The organism is Paraburkholderia sp. FW306-2-2C-D06C, assembly GCF_058781505.1.
Genome location: NZ_JBYSWU010000031.1, coordinates 40006 through 55788 on the forward strand (window position 1 = coordinate 40006; position 15783 = coordinate 55788).

The 15783-nt window shown below is 63.0% G+C and carries 17 protein-coding genes; 10 read left to right on the forward strand and 7 right to left on the reverse strand.

What is annotated here, in order from left to right:
• Positions 1 to 32 precede the first annotated feature (32 nt).
• A complete protein-coding gene (locus AC3WLT_RS22585) occupies positions 33 to 1043 on the forward strand; it encodes an electron transfer flavoprotein subunit alpha/FixB family protein (RefSeq protein WP_492593907.1) in 1011 nt (336 codons plus the stop codon).
• Positions 1044 to 1065: 22 nt separating this feature from the next.
• Here the strand turns inward: AC3WLT_RS22585 and AC3WLT_RS22590 are convergent, their stop codons facing one another.
• On the reverse strand, positions 1066 to 2118 hold the full coding sequence (locus tag AC3WLT_RS22590; RefSeq protein ID WP_492593908.1) for a LacI family DNA-binding transcriptional regulator: 1053 nt from the start codon (positions 2116 to 2118) through the stop codon (positions 1066 to 1068).
• Between the two features lie 703 nt (positions 2119 to 2821).
• Between AC3WLT_RS22590 and AC3WLT_RS22595 the strand changes: the two genes are divergently transcribed.
• The 4 genes from AC3WLT_RS22595 (at position 2822) to AC3WLT_RS22610 (ending at position 6216) form a co-directional block, all read left to right on the forward strand.
• A complete protein-coding gene (locus tag AC3WLT_RS22595; RefSeq protein WP_492593909.1) occupies positions 2822 to 4105 on the forward strand; it encodes an MFS transporter in 1284 nt (427 codons plus the stop codon).
• A gap of 293 nt (positions 4106 to 4398) precedes the next feature.
• Entirely contained in the window at positions 4399 to 5133 is a 735-nt protein-coding gene (locus AC3WLT_RS22600) for a fumarylacetoacetate hydrolase family protein (RefSeq protein ID WP_492593910.1), read from the forward strand.
• Between the two features lie 109 nt (positions 5134 to 5242).
• A complete protein-coding gene (locus AC3WLT_RS22605) occupies positions 5243 to 5593 on the forward strand; it encodes a hypothetical protein (protein WP_492593911.1) in 351 nt (116 codons plus the stop codon).
• The gene (locus AC3WLT_RS22610; RefSeq protein ID WP_492593912.1) at positions 5590 to 6216 is read left to right on the forward strand and encodes a cytochrome b; all 627 of its coding nucleotides are present in this window, start codon (positions 5590 to 5592) and stop codon (positions 6214 to 6216) included. The genes AC3WLT_RS22605 and AC3WLT_RS22610 overlap by 4 nt, the downstream gene beginning before the upstream one ends.
• A 271-nt stretch (positions 6217 to 6487) precedes the next feature.
• Here AC3WLT_RS22610 and AC3WLT_RS22615 read toward each other — a convergent pair whose 3' ends face one another.
• The 6 genes from AC3WLT_RS22615 to AC3WLT_RS22640 all read right to left on the reverse strand — a co-directional run bounded on the left by AC3WLT_RS22615 (position 6488) and on the right by AC3WLT_RS22640 (position 10079).
• Complete coding sequence (locus AC3WLT_RS22615) at positions 6488 to 6952, reverse strand: DoxX family protein (protein ID WP_492593913.1); 465 nt, start codon at positions 6950 to 6952, stop codon at positions 6488 to 6490.
• A 4-nt stretch (positions 6953 to 6956) separates the two neighbouring features.
• Entirely contained in the window at positions 6957 to 7754 is a 798-nt protein-coding gene (locus AC3WLT_RS22620) for an HvfC/BufC N-terminal domain-containing protein (RefSeq protein ID WP_492593914.1), read from the reverse strand.
• Positions 7738 to 8640 (reverse strand): MNIO family bufferin maturase, encoded by a 903-nt coding sequence (bufB, locus tag AC3WLT_RS22625; protein WP_492593915.1) that lies wholly within the window; start codon positions 8638 to 8640, stop codon positions 7738 to 7740. The genes AC3WLT_RS22620 and bufB overlap by 17 nt, the downstream gene beginning before the upstream one ends.
• A gap of 6 nt (positions 8641 to 8646) precedes the next feature.
• Entirely contained in the window at positions 8647 to 8967 is a 321-nt protein-coding gene (gene bufA1, locus AC3WLT_RS22630; RefSeq protein ID WP_492593916.1) for a BufA1 family periplasmic bufferin-type metallophore, read from the reverse strand.
• Between the two features lie 118 nt (positions 8968 to 9085).
• Positions 9086 to 9742: an NrsF family protein gene (locus AC3WLT_RS22635; RefSeq protein WP_492593917.1), complete on the reverse strand. Its 657-nt coding sequence runs from the start codon at positions 9740 to 9742 to the stop codon at positions 9086 to 9088.
• 1 nt (position 9743) lies between these two features.
• Complete coding sequence (locus AC3WLT_RS22640; protein WP_492593918.1) at positions 9744 to 10079, reverse strand: RNA polymerase sigma factor; 336 nt, start codon at positions 10077 to 10079, stop codon at positions 9744 to 9746.
• A 141-nt stretch (positions 10080 to 10220) separates the two neighbouring features.
• On the opposite strand from AC3WLT_RS22640, the gene tolA reads away from it, so the two are divergent.
• From tolA to AC3WLT_RS22665, 5 genes are all read left to right on the forward strand, one after another.
• Positions 10221 to 11117: a cell envelope integrity protein TolA gene (gene tolA / locus AC3WLT_RS22645; protein WP_492593919.1), complete on the forward strand. Its 897-nt coding sequence runs from the start codon at positions 10221 to 10223 to the stop codon at positions 11115 to 11117.
• 110 nt (positions 11118 to 11227) lie between these two features.
• The gene (locus AC3WLT_RS22650; RefSeq protein WP_492593943.1) at positions 11228 to 11917 is read left to right on the forward strand and encodes a response regulator transcription factor; all 690 of its coding nucleotides are present in this window, start codon (positions 11228 to 11230) and stop codon (positions 11915 to 11917) included.
• Positions 11907 to 13208 carry a sensor histidine kinase gene (locus AC3WLT_RS22655; RefSeq protein WP_492593920.1) on the forward strand — a complete coding sequence of 434 codons (1302 nt, stop codon included), beginning with the start codon at positions 11907 to 11909 and terminating at the stop codon, positions 13206 to 13208. The genes AC3WLT_RS22650 and AC3WLT_RS22655 overlap by 11 nt, the downstream gene beginning before the upstream one ends.
• A gap of 90 nt (positions 13209 to 13298) precedes the next feature.
• A complete protein-coding gene (locus tag AC3WLT_RS22660; RefSeq protein WP_492593921.1) occupies positions 13299 to 14702 on the forward strand; it encodes a TolC family protein in 1404 nt (467 codons plus the stop codon).
• Positions 14699 to 15763 carry a metal transporter gene (locus AC3WLT_RS22665; protein ID WP_492593922.1) on the forward strand — a complete coding sequence of 355 codons (1065 nt, stop codon included), beginning with the start codon at positions 14699 to 14701 and terminating at the stop codon, positions 15761 to 15763. Before AC3WLT_RS22660 ends, AC3WLT_RS22665 begins: the two co-directional genes overlap by 4 nt.
• Positions 15764 to 15783 lie beyond the last annotated feature (20 nt).

Consider the following 15783-nt stretch of genomic DNA (forward strand, 5'->3'; position numbering starts at 1 on the left):
ACGACCATCGCAGACTTGCGGAGACAAGAGAAATGACGATTCTGGTAATTGCTGAACACGGCACCCCGACGACCGAAGGAAGCCCCCGTTGGGAGGAAATCCCCTCGAGGGACAACACGTCGATCAAGGCCACGACGCTGAACACAGTCGCTGCTGCGAAGAAGATCTGTGACGATATTCACGTGCTGATCGCGGGTCATCACGCGCAAGCTGCGGCTGAAGCGGCAGCGAAGGTCGCGGGCGTATCGAAGGTGCTGCTGGCGGAGGCGCCGCAACTGGCCGAAGGTCTTGCGGAAAACGTCGAGGCGACGGTGCTGACGCTTGTGCAAGACCCGGCAAAGGACTACTCCCACATCCTTGCGCCGGCGACCGCATACGGCAGGAACATCGCACCGCGTATCGCCGCGAAGCTCGACGTCGCGCAGATCAGCGACATCACCGCTGTTCATTCAGCCGACACGTTCGAGCGCCCGATCTACGCGGGCAATGCAATCGCGATCGTGCAATCGCAAGACGCGATCAAAGTCATCACGGTGCGTGCAACGGGCTTCGACCCGGTCGCAGCGGAAGGCGGCAGCGCAGTGGTCGAGAAGGTCGAGGCCGCGCCGGACGCAGGCATCTCGCAGTTGGTCAGCCGTGAAGTGACGAAGCTGGACCGGCCGGAATTGACGTCGGCGAACATCATCGTCTCGGGTGGCCGCGGTTTGGGTAGCGGCGAAAACTATACGCAAGTGCTCGAGCCGCTGGCGGACACGCTCGGCGCAGCAATGGGCGCGTCGCGCGCGGCCGTCGACGCGGGCTATGTGCCGAATGACTACCAGGTCGGGCAGACCGGCAAGATCGTCGCGCCGCAGTTGTACGTCGCGGTCGGCATTTCGGGTGCAATCCAGCACCTTGCGGGCATGAAGGATTCGAAGGTGATCGTCGCGATCAACAAGGATCCGGAAGCGCCGATCTTCAGCGTCGCCGACTATGGCCTCGTCGACGATCTGTTCACGTCGGTGCCCGAACTTGTCGAGCGTATTTCCCAGGATCAACGTTAGACGCAATCGTGATGGCGACCCGTCAAGCCGTGGCTCCGCGCAGCGAACCACGTGCCGATGTCTTCGCCGGCGGTCCCGGTTTGCGCGTGCTGCCTCGCACGATGAGTGTCGCCGGCGAGATCGATGTATACGGCGAAGCGGTGGCCGAATTCTGGCGGGCGTGATGGACGAACCAGAGCCCGCATGCGGTCGCCAGGTCGTGTACGGGAAGTCCCACCGTGGTCAGTCCCGGTCCCCACCATCGGAAGCCGAGTTCGTCGCCGAATCCGACGACCGACAGGTCATCCGGAACCCGCACTCCTTGAGTCAACAGTTCTTCCAGGACGCCCTGGGTCATCTGGACCGAACCCGCCACAATCGCCGTCGGAGGCTTGGGCAACGACAGCAGGCGGCGGGTTGCGTTAGCGCCGAAGTCGACCTCGCCCGGCGCGCCGAGTTGCACAAGGGCGGGTTCCCCTGATTCAACGCCGGTCAGCGCCTTGTGATAACCCTTCAGGCGAGCGGAACCGGTAGGCAGATCGTCGGTGCCGCCGATATAGCCGATTCGGCGATGACCGAGCTGCACGAGGTGACTGGTCGCTTCGAAGATGGCCTGCGTATCGTCGATTCCGAACCACTGATCGCCGATCGCGGCATGCCTGCGCAGAAGCTGCACGTGCGGCGCCAGTTTGAGCAAGCGGACCGTTTCCCGATGAGGCTTCGCGGTCGGCACAATGATGATCCCCGCGACATTCGCGCTGGCCAGCTCACGAACGCTCTGCAACTCGACCATCCGGTCATCGTCGGTTTCGGACAGCGCCAACTGATAGCCTGCTGCCTGCAGGCATTTCGACAGAGCATGGGCGATGGTCGCGTAGAAGCCGTTCCTGATGTCTGGCAGGACGAGACCGACGAGATTGCTCGAGACGCCTCGCATCATGCGTGCAGCGAGGTTGGCCACGTAACCCATTTCATCCGCGACCTGAGTCACTTTCTGTTTGGTGGCGGCGCTGATCCGCGGGTCGTCGGCAAGCGCCCGTCCTACCGTCGACGGAGAGACCTGCAGGCGAGCGGCGATGTCTTTGATGGTGACCATTGAGTTATCCGTAAAGGCTTTTTTATAACGATAGCACAAGGCTTTACGTCGTATTGGCCGAGCGCTGTTTCATTCGTCTAACCTGCGTCCCGAAGCGGTATTGGCTGCGGCTTGCGGCTGTCGACCACCTGTCACACCGAAGCGAAGCCGAAACGATCCAATGATCCACTGCATTTTTGTCCGAACTTTCCAGATTTTGATGCTAACGTGAGCGCGGTTGCATAGCTAGATTTATTTGACGCCTCGGAAAAGCACAATTATCATTGTGCTAACGTTAGCGCAATGAATGAATCGAAGCGCGCGAGCAGCCGCGGTAGCTAGCGTCGAAGTCCTGTCGCAATTGACCGGCTATGCGGGGAGAGGAGGCAGAAGCAATGTTTGAAGAAGGATCCTTGCGGTTCCATGTCGAGAAGTGGTTTGGGCGAACCGCCATTTCGTCATTGGAAGTGAGCCGCGTCAGGCCTGCGAAGCTGGGACGAAATAGATGTGTCCAGGTAGTGTCGTCGCAATCGGACAGCCGCGTGACGATATTTTTCTTCCAGCACGGCGACGGCAGATGGAGCGTCTTCCCGCCGGCACCCCGACGCGCAACGCTGACGATTTCAAACCACTAGCGACGCGCAGCACTGAATGTTGTTCCTGTTTCGCGGCCTGCATCGACAGGACCGGCGACTTAATAAATGCAATATAAGGAGACACCACGATGAATGCCCCTCGACATGACGTTCGCTATGAACGCGGGACACTTGCTCTGCTCGGCATAGGATTTGGACTGGTCGGCTTCGATCGGTGGCTGCTCGCTCCGCTGTTTCCGCACATCATGCGCGACCTGGGGCTCAACTATTCGCAACTGGGCAGCCTCGTGGGAATACTGGGCGTCGCATGGGGGCTCTGGTCGATCGCAATGGGACCGCTTGCAGACCGCATCGGCCGAAAGAAGATTCTTGTGACGACGATGATCGCGTTCTCTGTGTTGTCGAGTCTTTCCGGATTGGCGACGGGCTTTATCAGCCTGCTGCTGTTACGGGCCGCGATGGGCGTCGCCGAGGGCGCATTCACGCCAGCGAGCATCGCCGCGAATAGCGAGGCTTCGCTGCCGGCACGTCGCGGACTGAATCAGGGCATACAGATCAGCATGATCCCTTTGATGGGTCTCGGCTTCGCGCCTATCGTCGCCACGCAATTGCTTCAAGTCGTTCCGAACTGGCATTGGGTGTTTACGCTCTCGGCCGTGCCCGGTTTCATCGTCGCAGTGCTGATCTGGCGCCACGTGCGTGATCGCGATACGTCCGCGGTCCACACGTCGCATGAACCCGTCGATCGGCCGCGCTGGACCGCGCTCTTTGCGAGCCGGAACGTCACCGTCGCGACCATTGCCATTCTGTGTGCGATGAGCGGGATATTCGTGATTGGCGCGATGGTGCCGACGTATCTGGTGTCCGTTGTCCATCTCGACATGCGAAGCATGGGGTTCGTCGCGTCGGCAGTCGGGTTTGGCGGCTTTATTGGGTGCTTTGCGCTTGCGGGCCTCTCGGACTTCATCGGCCGCCGGCCCACGGCGTTGATCGGATTCATCTGTGCGGCCGCTCTCTTGTATCTGTTTTCGTGCGCGGGTCCCAATCCGATGATGCTGTTCGTTCTGCTGTTTGGTGTCGCAATGTTCTCGATGGGTCTGCTGAGCCTGCTCAGTGGTCCCATTGCGACGGAAGCGGCTCCTGTCGGGCTCATCGCGTCGACGATCGGTTTCGTGTCGGGTGTGGGCGAGACGTTTGGCGGCGGAGTCGCGCCCGTTATTGCAGGTTTCATCGCCCAGCACTTCGGCCTTGCACGCACGCTCGATTTCGCGCTTTACAGTCTGGTCACGGGAGCAGTGGTCGCGTTCTTCCTCGTCGAAACTGCGCCGCGCAAGCGCCGTGATAGAGCGGCACTGACGCAGCCGGCAGCGGACAGCATTGGCGGCGTCATCGCGGGTAACGGCGACGCATGAGCTCACGTTCGCAACAGGCACCTGCGCTCGCTACCACCAAAACGACTATTGCCATGCTCCCAGTACTTGTCAACGTTTCATCTGCTCATTGCAAGCCGTTTCCCGCTTTGTCAACTGAAACGCATGCACTTGCATTGGCCTATTGGGCGTCGATGGGTTTGCGCGGGACGGACTGCATCGAGACCTTCTTGCGCGAGTGGGACGCAAACGTGGCTTTGCTAAAACAGATATCGGACGATCCCGCGACTGCTGACGCAATCGTCAAACATGGCGTGCCGCTTTCGAGCTTTCGAATGCACGCTCCAGTTGCACCTCGCCAGGTCTATTGCACGATCGGCAATTACCGTAGCCAACTGCTGCAAGCCGCTCTCGATGCGGACGATGGACCGGATGGTCCCGGCGCCGCCGGCCGCTGCAATGCTTTGCTGAATTCCATTGAAGCGCGACGCCGCGATGGCGCTCCATACATTTGCCTGAAAGGTCCCGCCTGCGTTTCAGGGTCAAATGATTCGCTGCCTGTTTCACGCGATCTAAAGACACTCGACTGGGAAGTGGAGATTGGTGTCGTGATCGGCAAAAGCGCGGCAGATGTCCGCGCTGAAGACGCGCTCGACTGTATCGCGGGCTATTGCATCGTCAATGACATTACCTTGCGCGAGCGGGTATTTCGTCAGGATGCGCCGGCGTTGGGCACGGACTGGCTGCAATCGAAATCACGGCCGGGCTGGCTCCCCGCCGGACCGTGGATGGTTCCGGCATGGAATATCGCCGATGCGTCACAACTGAGGTTATGGCTTCGTTTGAACGGATCCGCCATGCAGGACGGAGTGGCCGGCGACATGATCTTCAGTATCGGCGAGCAGATTGCCTATCTTTCGAACTTCACGCGGCTCGAGCCGGGCGACCTGATTTGCACCGGCACGCCGGCCGGCCTTGGCAGTCACTATGGACGCTACTTGCGCCCCGGTGATGTTGTCGAAGCGGGCATCGATGGTCTCGGCTCGCAGCGCGTGACATGCATCGAATAATCAAACGCTGGATCAACGCGTAATGAGGAAAACAGGTTTGGAGTATTCCGAACCTGGGACTTCGTAGTTTGCTGAAACCAACAACGTAGATTTCAAAGAGGAGATCATCGTGCATCAATGTTCACGACAATGGGTCGCAGCGTTGCTCATATCGGCCATGCCGCTTGTGGCGGCAGCACAGGGAGTGGCGGCGAGCGCGCCCGTACCGTCGCAGCCGGATACAACGGCGGCCTCGGCGAGTAACGCCGACAGCAAGGCACAGAAGCAGGCGCTCAAGGCGCAGCGCAAGGCCGAGAGAAAGCAGGCGCGTCAGGTGAGGAATGCCGAACTCCAGAACCTTCAGCGCAACGGCTATGGGCCGCAGGCAGCGCCTGAGCAATATCCCGAGAACCTGCTGAATGCGGAGCGCAAGTCGGCGCCTCAGAATGCGGCCCCCGCAGTGCCAGCATCTTCCAATTGATCGCCTCGGTCGGACGAAGCATAAAGGAGTTGAAAATGGAGAGGAGACAATACACGTCCATCGCGAAGATCCTCCATTGGACGATGGCCGCAGTGATCATCTGCGCATGGATTGCAGGGTACTACTCCAGCACGCTGAGCCTTCCGCAGAAGATTCAAACCGACAGCATCATGCTGCACAAGTCGATTGCGACGATCACGCTGTTCCTGCTGGCGGCGCGGATTCCGTGGCGGCTCATGCACGGCGCGCCCGAGGCTTCGTGCGGGGTGCCGTCGCTGGAGCGCGCCGCAGCACGTGTTGGGCACTTGCTTCTCTACCTGTGCATGCTTGCGCTGCCGTTGTCGGGATGGCTCTGGAGTTCGGCGGCGGGATTCAAAATTCCGGTGGCCGGCCTGTTCTTCTTGCCGCCATTGATGGACAAGACGCCCGCGCTCGCACCCGTCTTCAAACAGGTGCACATCTACCTCGCATACGCCATCGCTATTCTGGTTTGCGGACACGTATTGATGGCGCTGAAGCACTACTTTGTCGACCGCAGCGATTCTCTCGAGTCGATGCTGCCGTCCTGCCTGGTCCGCCGGCGCGATGACGGTGAACGAAAGGAACAATCTCCAGCGAGCTAGTGTCTTGAGTTAAAAATTGGGCAGGCGTTGCAGGTGCGGGACAAACCGGGCGGAGTAACGAGTACGGTGCGCCGTGCGGTCATGGTCCGCAATGCAACATCTTTTTCGGGCGCTGATCGTTGGTGGGCATTCGTTGAGGACCGCGCAATGCAGCGCTCGCGTGCGCCCGAATCTGCGGGTGCGTCAGCCGTCAGACTGGCGTACCCGCGCTTTCGCCGCCAACGATAACCACGGTTCCGGCATCAGCAGCACTTTCGTCTATTCAGCTGAATCACACTTCCCCAAACGCGCGTCGGCGGATCAGCCAGTCGAGGGAGAATCGACCCGGTCCGCGGGCAAGCAGCACAAGCAGCATAGCCGCCCACTGGATGTGGGTAGGCCACGCCTGCGGGTACACGAAGACTTCGATGATCGTGGTCATGCCCAGCAGGACGGCGGCTGCCGGCCGCGTCAGCAAGCCGAGGACGAGCAGCACGGGCGTTGAGAGTTCGACGGACACGCCCATGTAAGCCGCGAGTTCCGGTGGCAGGAGCGGCAGTCGATACTCATCGCGAAACAACGCGACGGCCGTGTCCCAGCTGGCAAGCTTGACCATCGCCGAACTCCAGAACACTTTCGCGAGCGCGAGCCTTAACGGGATGGCGAGCAACGAGTAAGGAATGCCATCCAGCCAGTGAACGGCATGCCTGCATAACGTCACGATGGGCCCGTTCGCCCGCAATGTGGTCTGTTGCATCATGTCACTCCTTCCGTCCGTGCGCGGCGTCGCCGGAAACGCTCAGGCTGAACCCCGCGCAACACCCGCGCGCGAGCAGATCGGCCAGCGCGATCGTCGCATTGATATCGGGTGTTCCCGCCAGCGCGCGCCCCAGTGGACACCCGGAGAAAAGTGCGTCAGTAAATTTCCATACCCCCTCATCCAGTCGGGAAACCTCGACGCCGGACTCGCCACGTTGCACGATGAGCCAGACCGGACCGGTTGACGGGTCAACGGCCTCCAGCGCCGCATCGTTGTCATCCAGCACGGCGTGCCAGATCACGTCGGCGGGAAACTGCGCGCTGACGAGACTGACGGACGGATGTGGCGTGAAACAGATCCGCTCATGGTCGGCGGGCTCGACCGCATCCAGCGTTGTAACTGTCAACGCGGGTACGTCGGGAGCGTGAACGGCGCGGGTTACCGCCCATTCGAGACGCCCCACGTCGGCAAGATACGGCACCGAGGCGGCCGGGGGAAACTGTCCCAGAAAGCTGGCAAAATCGCCGCCGAACTCGTCAAGGTAGCTGCTGCGCGGCGGCTGCCGCGCAATGAACTCACGGGCCGCAGCATCGAAGAATGCCGTGCCGACGAGGCGGTCGACCGCCGGATAGGACAGACGCAGTGCCCTGACCAACGTGCTCGTAAACGTGTTCCGGTAGACCGACAGGCGCCCCTGCGGCGCGATGTCGCCGGCCACGATAGACGCGACGGCGTCGCTGTCATCGTGATCGACGATCGCGCGTCGTACGGCATCCTGCAGGTCACGTAGGGATGGCATGGTCGCTCCGGTTCCGCCAATGCGAGAGATGCCGGTCAGCTTGCGCGGCTTCGGCGAGCAGTACGTCCAGCGGCGGGATGTTGGTGTCCCACTCGATTAACGTCGGAACCGGACCCAGGCGGGCCAGCGCTTCCTCATAGAGGTCCCAGACGGCCGGAGCGACCCGTGAGCCATGGTCGTCGATCCGCAGTGTGGCGCCGGACTCGAGCGTCGTCACGGAGTGGCCCGCCAGATGTATCTCGCCAATCGCCGCCGACGGCAATGCCCGCAGATAGGCCGACGCATCCCAGCCGTGATTCTGGGCGCTCACGTAAATGTTGTTGACGTCGCACAGGATCCCGCAGCCGGTACGCGCCGCGACGCTCGACAGGAACTCCCATTCGGGAATCGTCGAATGCGCGAATTGCAGGTAGGTCGACGGATTCTCGATGAGGATTTGCCGCCTCAACCGCGCCTGGGTCTGGTCGACGTGACGGCAGACGATGTTGAGCGCCTCCTCAGTCATCGGCAAAGGCAACAGATCTGCGAGATACGTTTGCCCGATGACGCTCCAGGAAAGATGCTCCGAAATCAGGTGTGGCTCGATCCGCGCGACGGCGCGCGCAAGCCGGTCGAGATGGGCGGCGTCCAGTCCGTCCGCGCTGCCAAGCGACAGCCCGACGCCGTGCAGCGACACCGGATAGTCGCAGCGCAATGCGTCCAGATAGCGCAGCGGCGTGCCGCCGCCCATGTAGTTCTCCGTGTGGACCTCGAACCATCCGACCGGCGGACGCATGTCGACGAACACCTGATGGTGTGGGAAACGCAGCCCGATCCCGGCCGAGGGCGGGATCGGGGTACGGCCTGCCGTCCGCTGGGCGGCAGAGGGGTTCACGACCGCGTCCATGGCCGGTCACGCGGGCTTCAGGTTCCCGCCCGCAATCTTGCCGCAGACCCCCGCGGGCAACAGCACGAACGATTTCGTGTCGTGCGCCTGGGTTGCCTGTCCGGCGCAGGAGTGGGCTCCTTCTGCACAATCGTTCTTGGCGACCGCGTTGATGCCGTAACACTTTTCCAGATGGTTCTTCATCATTTTGTCCATGTTTTCTTTCACGATCGGCGGTGCATTCGACATGTCCTTCATGCCCTGTGCGTTGGCCGCAACGCCCTGCATGACGAGCGCAAGTCCCATAGCCGTGGACAGCGCGGTGGTGGCGAGAAGTCGATTGTTCATGGCAAGTCTCCTGGTCTGAACGGCCTCGACGCGAGACCGACACCCAATACTTCGTCGGACACGGCAAAAAGGTTACATGCCGGACAGGCACGAATCCGGTCGTTGCCCGCAGCGCAGATCAGATCAGGCGATGCACACCTCGGGCAGGTATCAGAAAACGCTGGCACGAGGTGAGGATCGTCGTGAAAAGCGCAACGCTGCCAAATTGCCAGATGATTACCATCAAAGCCGCATCCTCGGCATGGAACAAACGCAGTGCCACGTTGGCGAGTGCCGCCGCAGCGAGGCTTCCCCACAGCACGGGCGCAGCGTTCAGGCGGGCGCCGCGCCGGATCGCGATCACGATAGCCAGCGCCGGTATCGCTCCGGTCAGGGCGATACCCGGCAAGCACATCCAGTCGGCACGAAACACCATTCCGCTTGCGCCGAAACGCACCCATTCGTCCCAGCACTGGTGCCCGAGGCTCAGCATCCAGAAGATCAGCGGGATGCCCGGTGCCCACAACTTCCAGCGTGGCGCACCGGGCACGCATCCGACGAGCGCGGCCCACCCGGCCACGAACGCAGTGACGACTGCGGCCACTTGCTCGGCAAGGTAGGTCGGCTCCGCAAGTTTCGCCGCGAGATCCGGGCGCGTCCGTGCCATGGCGACCGCGACTGCCGCGGCCGGGACCGATGCTGCGAGCCATGCCAGCAGGCGCCAAACGGGCGGCAGCAGCCGACGGACCGGTTTGAGATCCGCGACGAGGGCTGCAATGAGTTCATGGGTATCCATATCACCTGGGTGCGCCGAGCATGGCGCGCAGAGCCTTCAGCGCGCCATGCGTCGCCACTTTGAGCGCCGCGGTGCTGATCCCGGTCGCGGCAGATCCTTCCTTGAGGGACATCGCTTTCTGCTTGAGCAGCTCGATTGCCTGACGCTGGCCCGGCGGAAGCTCCGCGATCGCTTTTCGCAGCGCTTCGCTGTCTGCTGAAGACTCGTATTCCATATTCGTTGCTTCGGCCGAAAAGGTTACATCGAGCGTATCAACGGAAATTTCGCGTCGACCCGTGCGCGCCCGTCGCCTCACGCCGTCAGCGGTTCGACGTTGCAACAGGGTCAGCAGTGGCACGGAGTAACCTCATACACGAGACCCCACGGGGACCACAGATTGTGTCCTGTCGCTATAACCGGCCTAAACTGGAATCAGCAACAAACGGGACACCGGTTCACGGCCGCTCACACCGGAAGCGCGGGTCGGTGCCAACGCACCATGAGCACGAAGTCTTGCCAGAAGATCAACCCGCCATGCGGCAGGCAGACGGCGCGCATTGATCTGCACGGCGCTCAGGCGGAAGACCCGGACAGCATTGCCGCGGGCAGCCCGTATGGCCGGTATCGTGCCGGGCCGCTGCGGGAGCCCGGCACATGGCGAGCCTTCGGACTGTCGGTGACGCTGCATGCCGCGCTATTGGCGTTGCTGGTCTCCGGGATGCACTGGCCTCGGGACACTCCCGCCGCTGCGGGTGTGGCGATTGCGGTGGCAACCGGACGGATCGCCGCCTCGCCGGTTGCCGCGCCGGCACCGCGCATCGAGAACCACCCGCCCACGTCGCCTGTCATGACCCTGGCTGCGCGACCCGGAGGCGGCGACGAACACACGGCTGTCGAGCCGCCTCGTAGCGGCACTGCGAAGCCGCGCCGCGCACACGGCGAAGCGTCGCTAACCGCGCATTCCACCCGCGCGCGACAGACACACATGGCGGTGGTGCAGGAAATCGAACCACCCTCGGGCAGGTCGGCGGAACTGGAGCGTGAAGCGCGGCTGGCTGCGTTGCAGAGCCTCGCCGCAACGCCTGCTTCCCGGGCGGGGGCGCCGCAGACAGATGCCGGCGCTGAGGTATCGCCGGGTTACGCCGATATCGTGGCACGTCGCGTACGCGCCAACGTCGTTGCGCCGTTCGCTATCGAGGGCAATCCGTCTGCGGTAATTGCTGTCACGTGCGCACCCGACGGAGCGCTGCTCAGTGCCACGGTGCGACGCTCGAGCGGCGATCCGCAGTGGGACCGCGCAGCGCTCACCGCTGTGGAAAGATCCGATCCGATGCCAAGGGACGTCGATGGCACGACGCCGGCGAAGTTTCTGATTACGTTTCAGGCCAGGGGTTGACGAGGGCTGAGATCGACACACCCAATGAGCTGGTCCGTGACGACGTCAAGCGGCATGCAAGGCGCACGTGGCACAATCCCGCGCATCGGCTTATTTCTGGCAAGACTACGGTGAAAGTGCTGATTATCGAGGATGACGTGGGCATCGCGACCAACCTCTATGACTACCTGGAGGGCGCAGGCTATGAGGTCGACGTCGCGGCGAGCGGCCACGCAGGTCTGCAGTTCGCGCTGGCTCAGCCTTGGGATGCGATCCTGCTCGACCTGTCGCTGCCCGGTATGGACGGCCTGACGCTCTGCCGAAAGTTGCGCGAGGAGGCGCATCGGGACACGCCGGTGCTGATGCTGACCGCGCGAGACACACTCGACAACAAGCTCGAAGGCTTCATGTACGGCGCCGACGATTACCTGGTCAAACCGTTCTCGCTCAAGGAGGTCGGCGCACGTCTCAGTGCGCTGATCAAACGCTACAGGGGGCAGGTCACGCAGGCGATCCTCTGCTGCGCGGACGTGCGCTTCGATCTGCAGACGCTGGCCGTCGAGCGTGCCGGTCGACCGATCAAGATGCCGCCCAAGTGCCTGCAGCTGCTGCGCATCCTGATGCAGTCGCCGAACCGTGTCTTCGGTCGCGCCGAGCTCGAAACCGAAGTCTGGGGTGAGCATTTGCCGGGCAGCGACACGCTGCGCACACACGTCTATACGCTGCGGCGCGCCTTGACGGCACCGGGCGAAAAATACCTCATCGAGACGGTTCATGGCCTCGGCTACCGGTTCGTCGTAAGCGATGCCAATGCGTCGTAGCCTGCGCTTCAAGGTCGCGCTCGTCTTTTCCGCGCTGACGATCATCCTGCTCGTCGCCCAGGCACTGGGCGTCAAAACGCTGGCTGAAGCGCAGGAAGAAAGACTGATCGCCGCACTGATCCACGACGACATGACCAACGTGCTGCAGGGCTACCACGCCAATCCGGCCCTGCTGCCACCCTTCGATGCACGCCTGAATGGCTACCTGTCGGCCGCGGACCACCCGCCGGTCGCACTGCCAGCATCGGCCAGGAATCTGCCCGACGGCATCCACGAGATCATCGTCGATGAGCGGGAGATTCATGTCGCGATCGTGCCGTTCGGCACGACCCGCCTGTACCGGGTCTACAACTTCAGCACTTACGAGCAGCGTTTCAAGGACGTGATCAACGCACTGATGGCCGGTACCGGCGTGTTCGCGCTGCTGACGATCTGGCTCTCGTTTGGCCTGTCGGGCCTGCTGGTGCGTCAGGTCGCAGGTCTCGCGCGGCAGGTCAAAGCACTCAGGCTCGGGGGATCGACGCCGGTCAACCCGGGCAAATACGACGAAGCCGAGCTCGTCGGGCTCGTCGAGGCGTTCAATGACTATCACCGGCGTATGGCTGACATGATCGAGCGCGAGAAAGAATTTACCGGCAACGTCAGCCATGAACTGCGCACTCCGCTCACCACCATCAAGACCAGCTGCGAGCTGCTCGAACAGGATCCCACGATCAGCGGGAAATCACGCGCACGGCTCAAGCAGATCGAGCGGGCCGCCGACAGCATGCGCGAACTGGTCAACGCGCTGCTGATGCTTGCGCGGGAGGATTCGGCAGAGGACCCCGAACCGGTGAGCGTGGCGCGCATGGTCGAAACTGCGCTCGCTCCGTTCGCCGGGCGTCTCGCGAACAAGGGTGTTGAGGCGATCATCGATGTGGATCGCGATCTTCACCTCGTAGCAAACCGGTCCGCACTCGCGATCGTGCTCTCAAACGTGATCGACAACGCCGTACGCCACACCGAGCATGGGCATCTGTGCTTCTCATACGCAGACGGCTGGTTGCGGATCGAGGACACTGGCCCCGGCATTCCGGCGCACGCGCTGCCACAGGTGTTCGACCGGTTCTATCAGGCCAGTCCGGGGGAGACGAGTGGGCGAGGATTCGGCATCGGGCTGGCGATCGTGAAGAAGATCTGCGACCGCTACGGGTGGCCGGTCCGGCTCGACAGCAAACCGGGCGAGGGCAGCTGCGTGTCGGTCGGTTTGCCGGTCGCGGGCAAGAATTCTCCTGACTTCACAGGAACCTGACGTCCTCTTGACGAAAACTTCACAGCCGCTTGCGTAGCATCCACGTCTGTGGCCATCTCGACAGATGGCCAACAGACCCTGGATGCCGCTATGCGCCGATCGTTGCTGCTCGCCTGCCTGATGCTGACGGTGATGCTGACGGGATGCGCGACTTACCACCCGCAGCCCATCGCGCCGATGCAACTCGCGCAACGCTTCGAGGAGCGTACGCTTGCGGACGCCGAACTGCGCGCGTACCTCGCGCGGCAGCTGGGACACGATATCGATCCGTGGCCTCTGCCGCGCTGGAACCGCGAGATGCTCACGCTCGCGGCTGACTACTACAGCCCGGCCCTCGATATCGCCCGTGCGCAATGGGGCACCGCCAAAGCGGGCATCGATGTCGCGGGCGCGATTCCAAACCCGGTCCTGCAACTGCCGTTTCAGTACGCAACGCCCAACCCGGGCCCGGGTGCGCCATGGGTCGTCGGTCCCGCGCTCGACATTCCGATCGAGACCGCGCACAAGCGCGGCTATCGGATCGACCAGGCGTCACACCTGTCGGAAGCCGCGCGCCTCGCCATCGGCAACGAGGCCTGGAAGGTGCGCGCTCAGGTGCGTGACGCGCTGATTTCGCTCTACGCGGCCCGGCAGCACGCCGCGTTCCTGGCGCGCAAGGCCGACGCGCAGCAGCAGATCGTCGCGATGGTGACGAAGCGCCGTTCGGTCGGCGAAAACTCCGGACCGGACGTCGATGCGGCGGTGCTCGCAGCCACCCAGGCACAGGCCGATCTTGCCGCCGCACGCAGTGCTGCGCAGGACGCGAGTTCACAACTGGCGACGGCGATTGGCGTGCCGGTCACCGCGCTTAAGGACATCCAGTTCGATGGCGAGGCGTTCGTTACCGCGCCACCTGCGCCGCCCGCCGCTGACGCGCAACGCGAAGCGGTTTTCCATCGCGCCGATCTGTTGGCATCGCTTGCCGAGTACGCGGCCGCCGAATCGGCGTTGCAGCTCGAGGTCGCGAAGCAATATCCGGACATTCATTTCGGCCCCGGCTACACCTACGACACCGGCACGCACAAGATCGCCTTCGGCCTCGCCGGCATCACACTGCCGGTCTTCGACCAGAACCAGGGGGGCATCGCGCAGGCGGAGGCGAAACGCAAGGAGGCGGCCGCGCGCACTGCAGCCTTGCAGGACACGATTTTCAACGACCTTGACCATGCACTCGCCCATTACCAGGCGAGCCTCGATGCCGTGCAGCGCTCTGTCGCACGCCTGGCAACCGCGCGAAAGCAACTGGACAGCCAGGCCGCCAGCTTCACGGCCGGCTCCAGCGACCGCCTGACGTTCACACAAGCGAGGGCGGACTACGAAGCGAGCGAGGTCGCTCATCTGGACGCCGTGATCGCCGCGCAGCAAGCAGCCGGCACGCTCGAAGACGCGATGCAGCGGCCGCTCGCGTTGGAGGCCGTCAACCCCACTGTGACCCAACAAGAGATACCCCGATGAAACGCACATTGGTCATTCTTTCCGTTGTCTCCGTGCTGCTGGCGGCCGGCGCCAGCTGGTTCATCTACCAGACACTCGTTGCCAGTCAACCGAGGCCGGACGCGCCTGCGCAGGCCGTCGCCCAGCCGTCCGTGCAGACGGTGAACGGCGAAACAGTGGTCGTGGTCGGCGCGGACGCGCAGCGCGCCAGCCATATCGATGTCGCGCCGCTCACGGTCGTTGCCATCCAGCCTGAGAACACCGCATACGCGACGGTCGTCGACCTGCAGCCTCTGTTCGATCTGCGCAACCGGGTCGCGGCCGCGCGGGCGGACTACGACACGTTGCGCGCACAGGCCGGCAATTCGCACGCGCAATACGAGCGCAACCGCGTGCTGTTCGAAGACGATCGCAACGTCTCGCAGAAGAGTCTGCAGGATGCGCGAGCGGCCATGCAGGGCGATCAGGCGAAGCTGCAGTCGGCGGAAGCGGCGCAAAGCGGGCTGGACGCGACGATGCGGCAGCAGTTCGGCGATGCGCTCGCCAGCGCCGCGCTGGCGCCGGCCTCGGACCTGTTCCAGCGCCTGCTCACCGGCCGCGCGGTTGTATTGCGCGTGACGCTGCCCGCCGGCTACAGCGGCGCTGCGCCCGAGCGCATCAAGGTCGACGCGCCGGACGGCCAGCCGGTCGCGGCACAGAAACTCTCTGCCTCGCCGCAAGGCGATCCGGCGGTCCAGGGCAACCCATATTTATACGCGGCCGGGCGCGCGTTGCCCGTGGGAACGCACACCGCCGCGCATGTGCCGGCGTCGAACCGGAGCGCGTCCGCGCTCGTGATTCCCGAAGCTGCCGTGATCTGGTACGGCGGACAGCTATGGGTCTACGTGCGCACCGCACCCGATCGCTTCACGCGACGTTACGTGCCGGATGCTTCTGTCAGCGATCAGGGTTTCGTCGTGACCGATGGTTTTCACGCGGGCGATGAAGTGGTGATGCATGGCGCGCAGCTGCTGCTCTCCCAGGAACTCCGGCCACAGGGCATCGCGACGGCGTGCAAGGATCCGCCCGAATGTGACGACTGATCCGCAGATCGGTTTCCCGC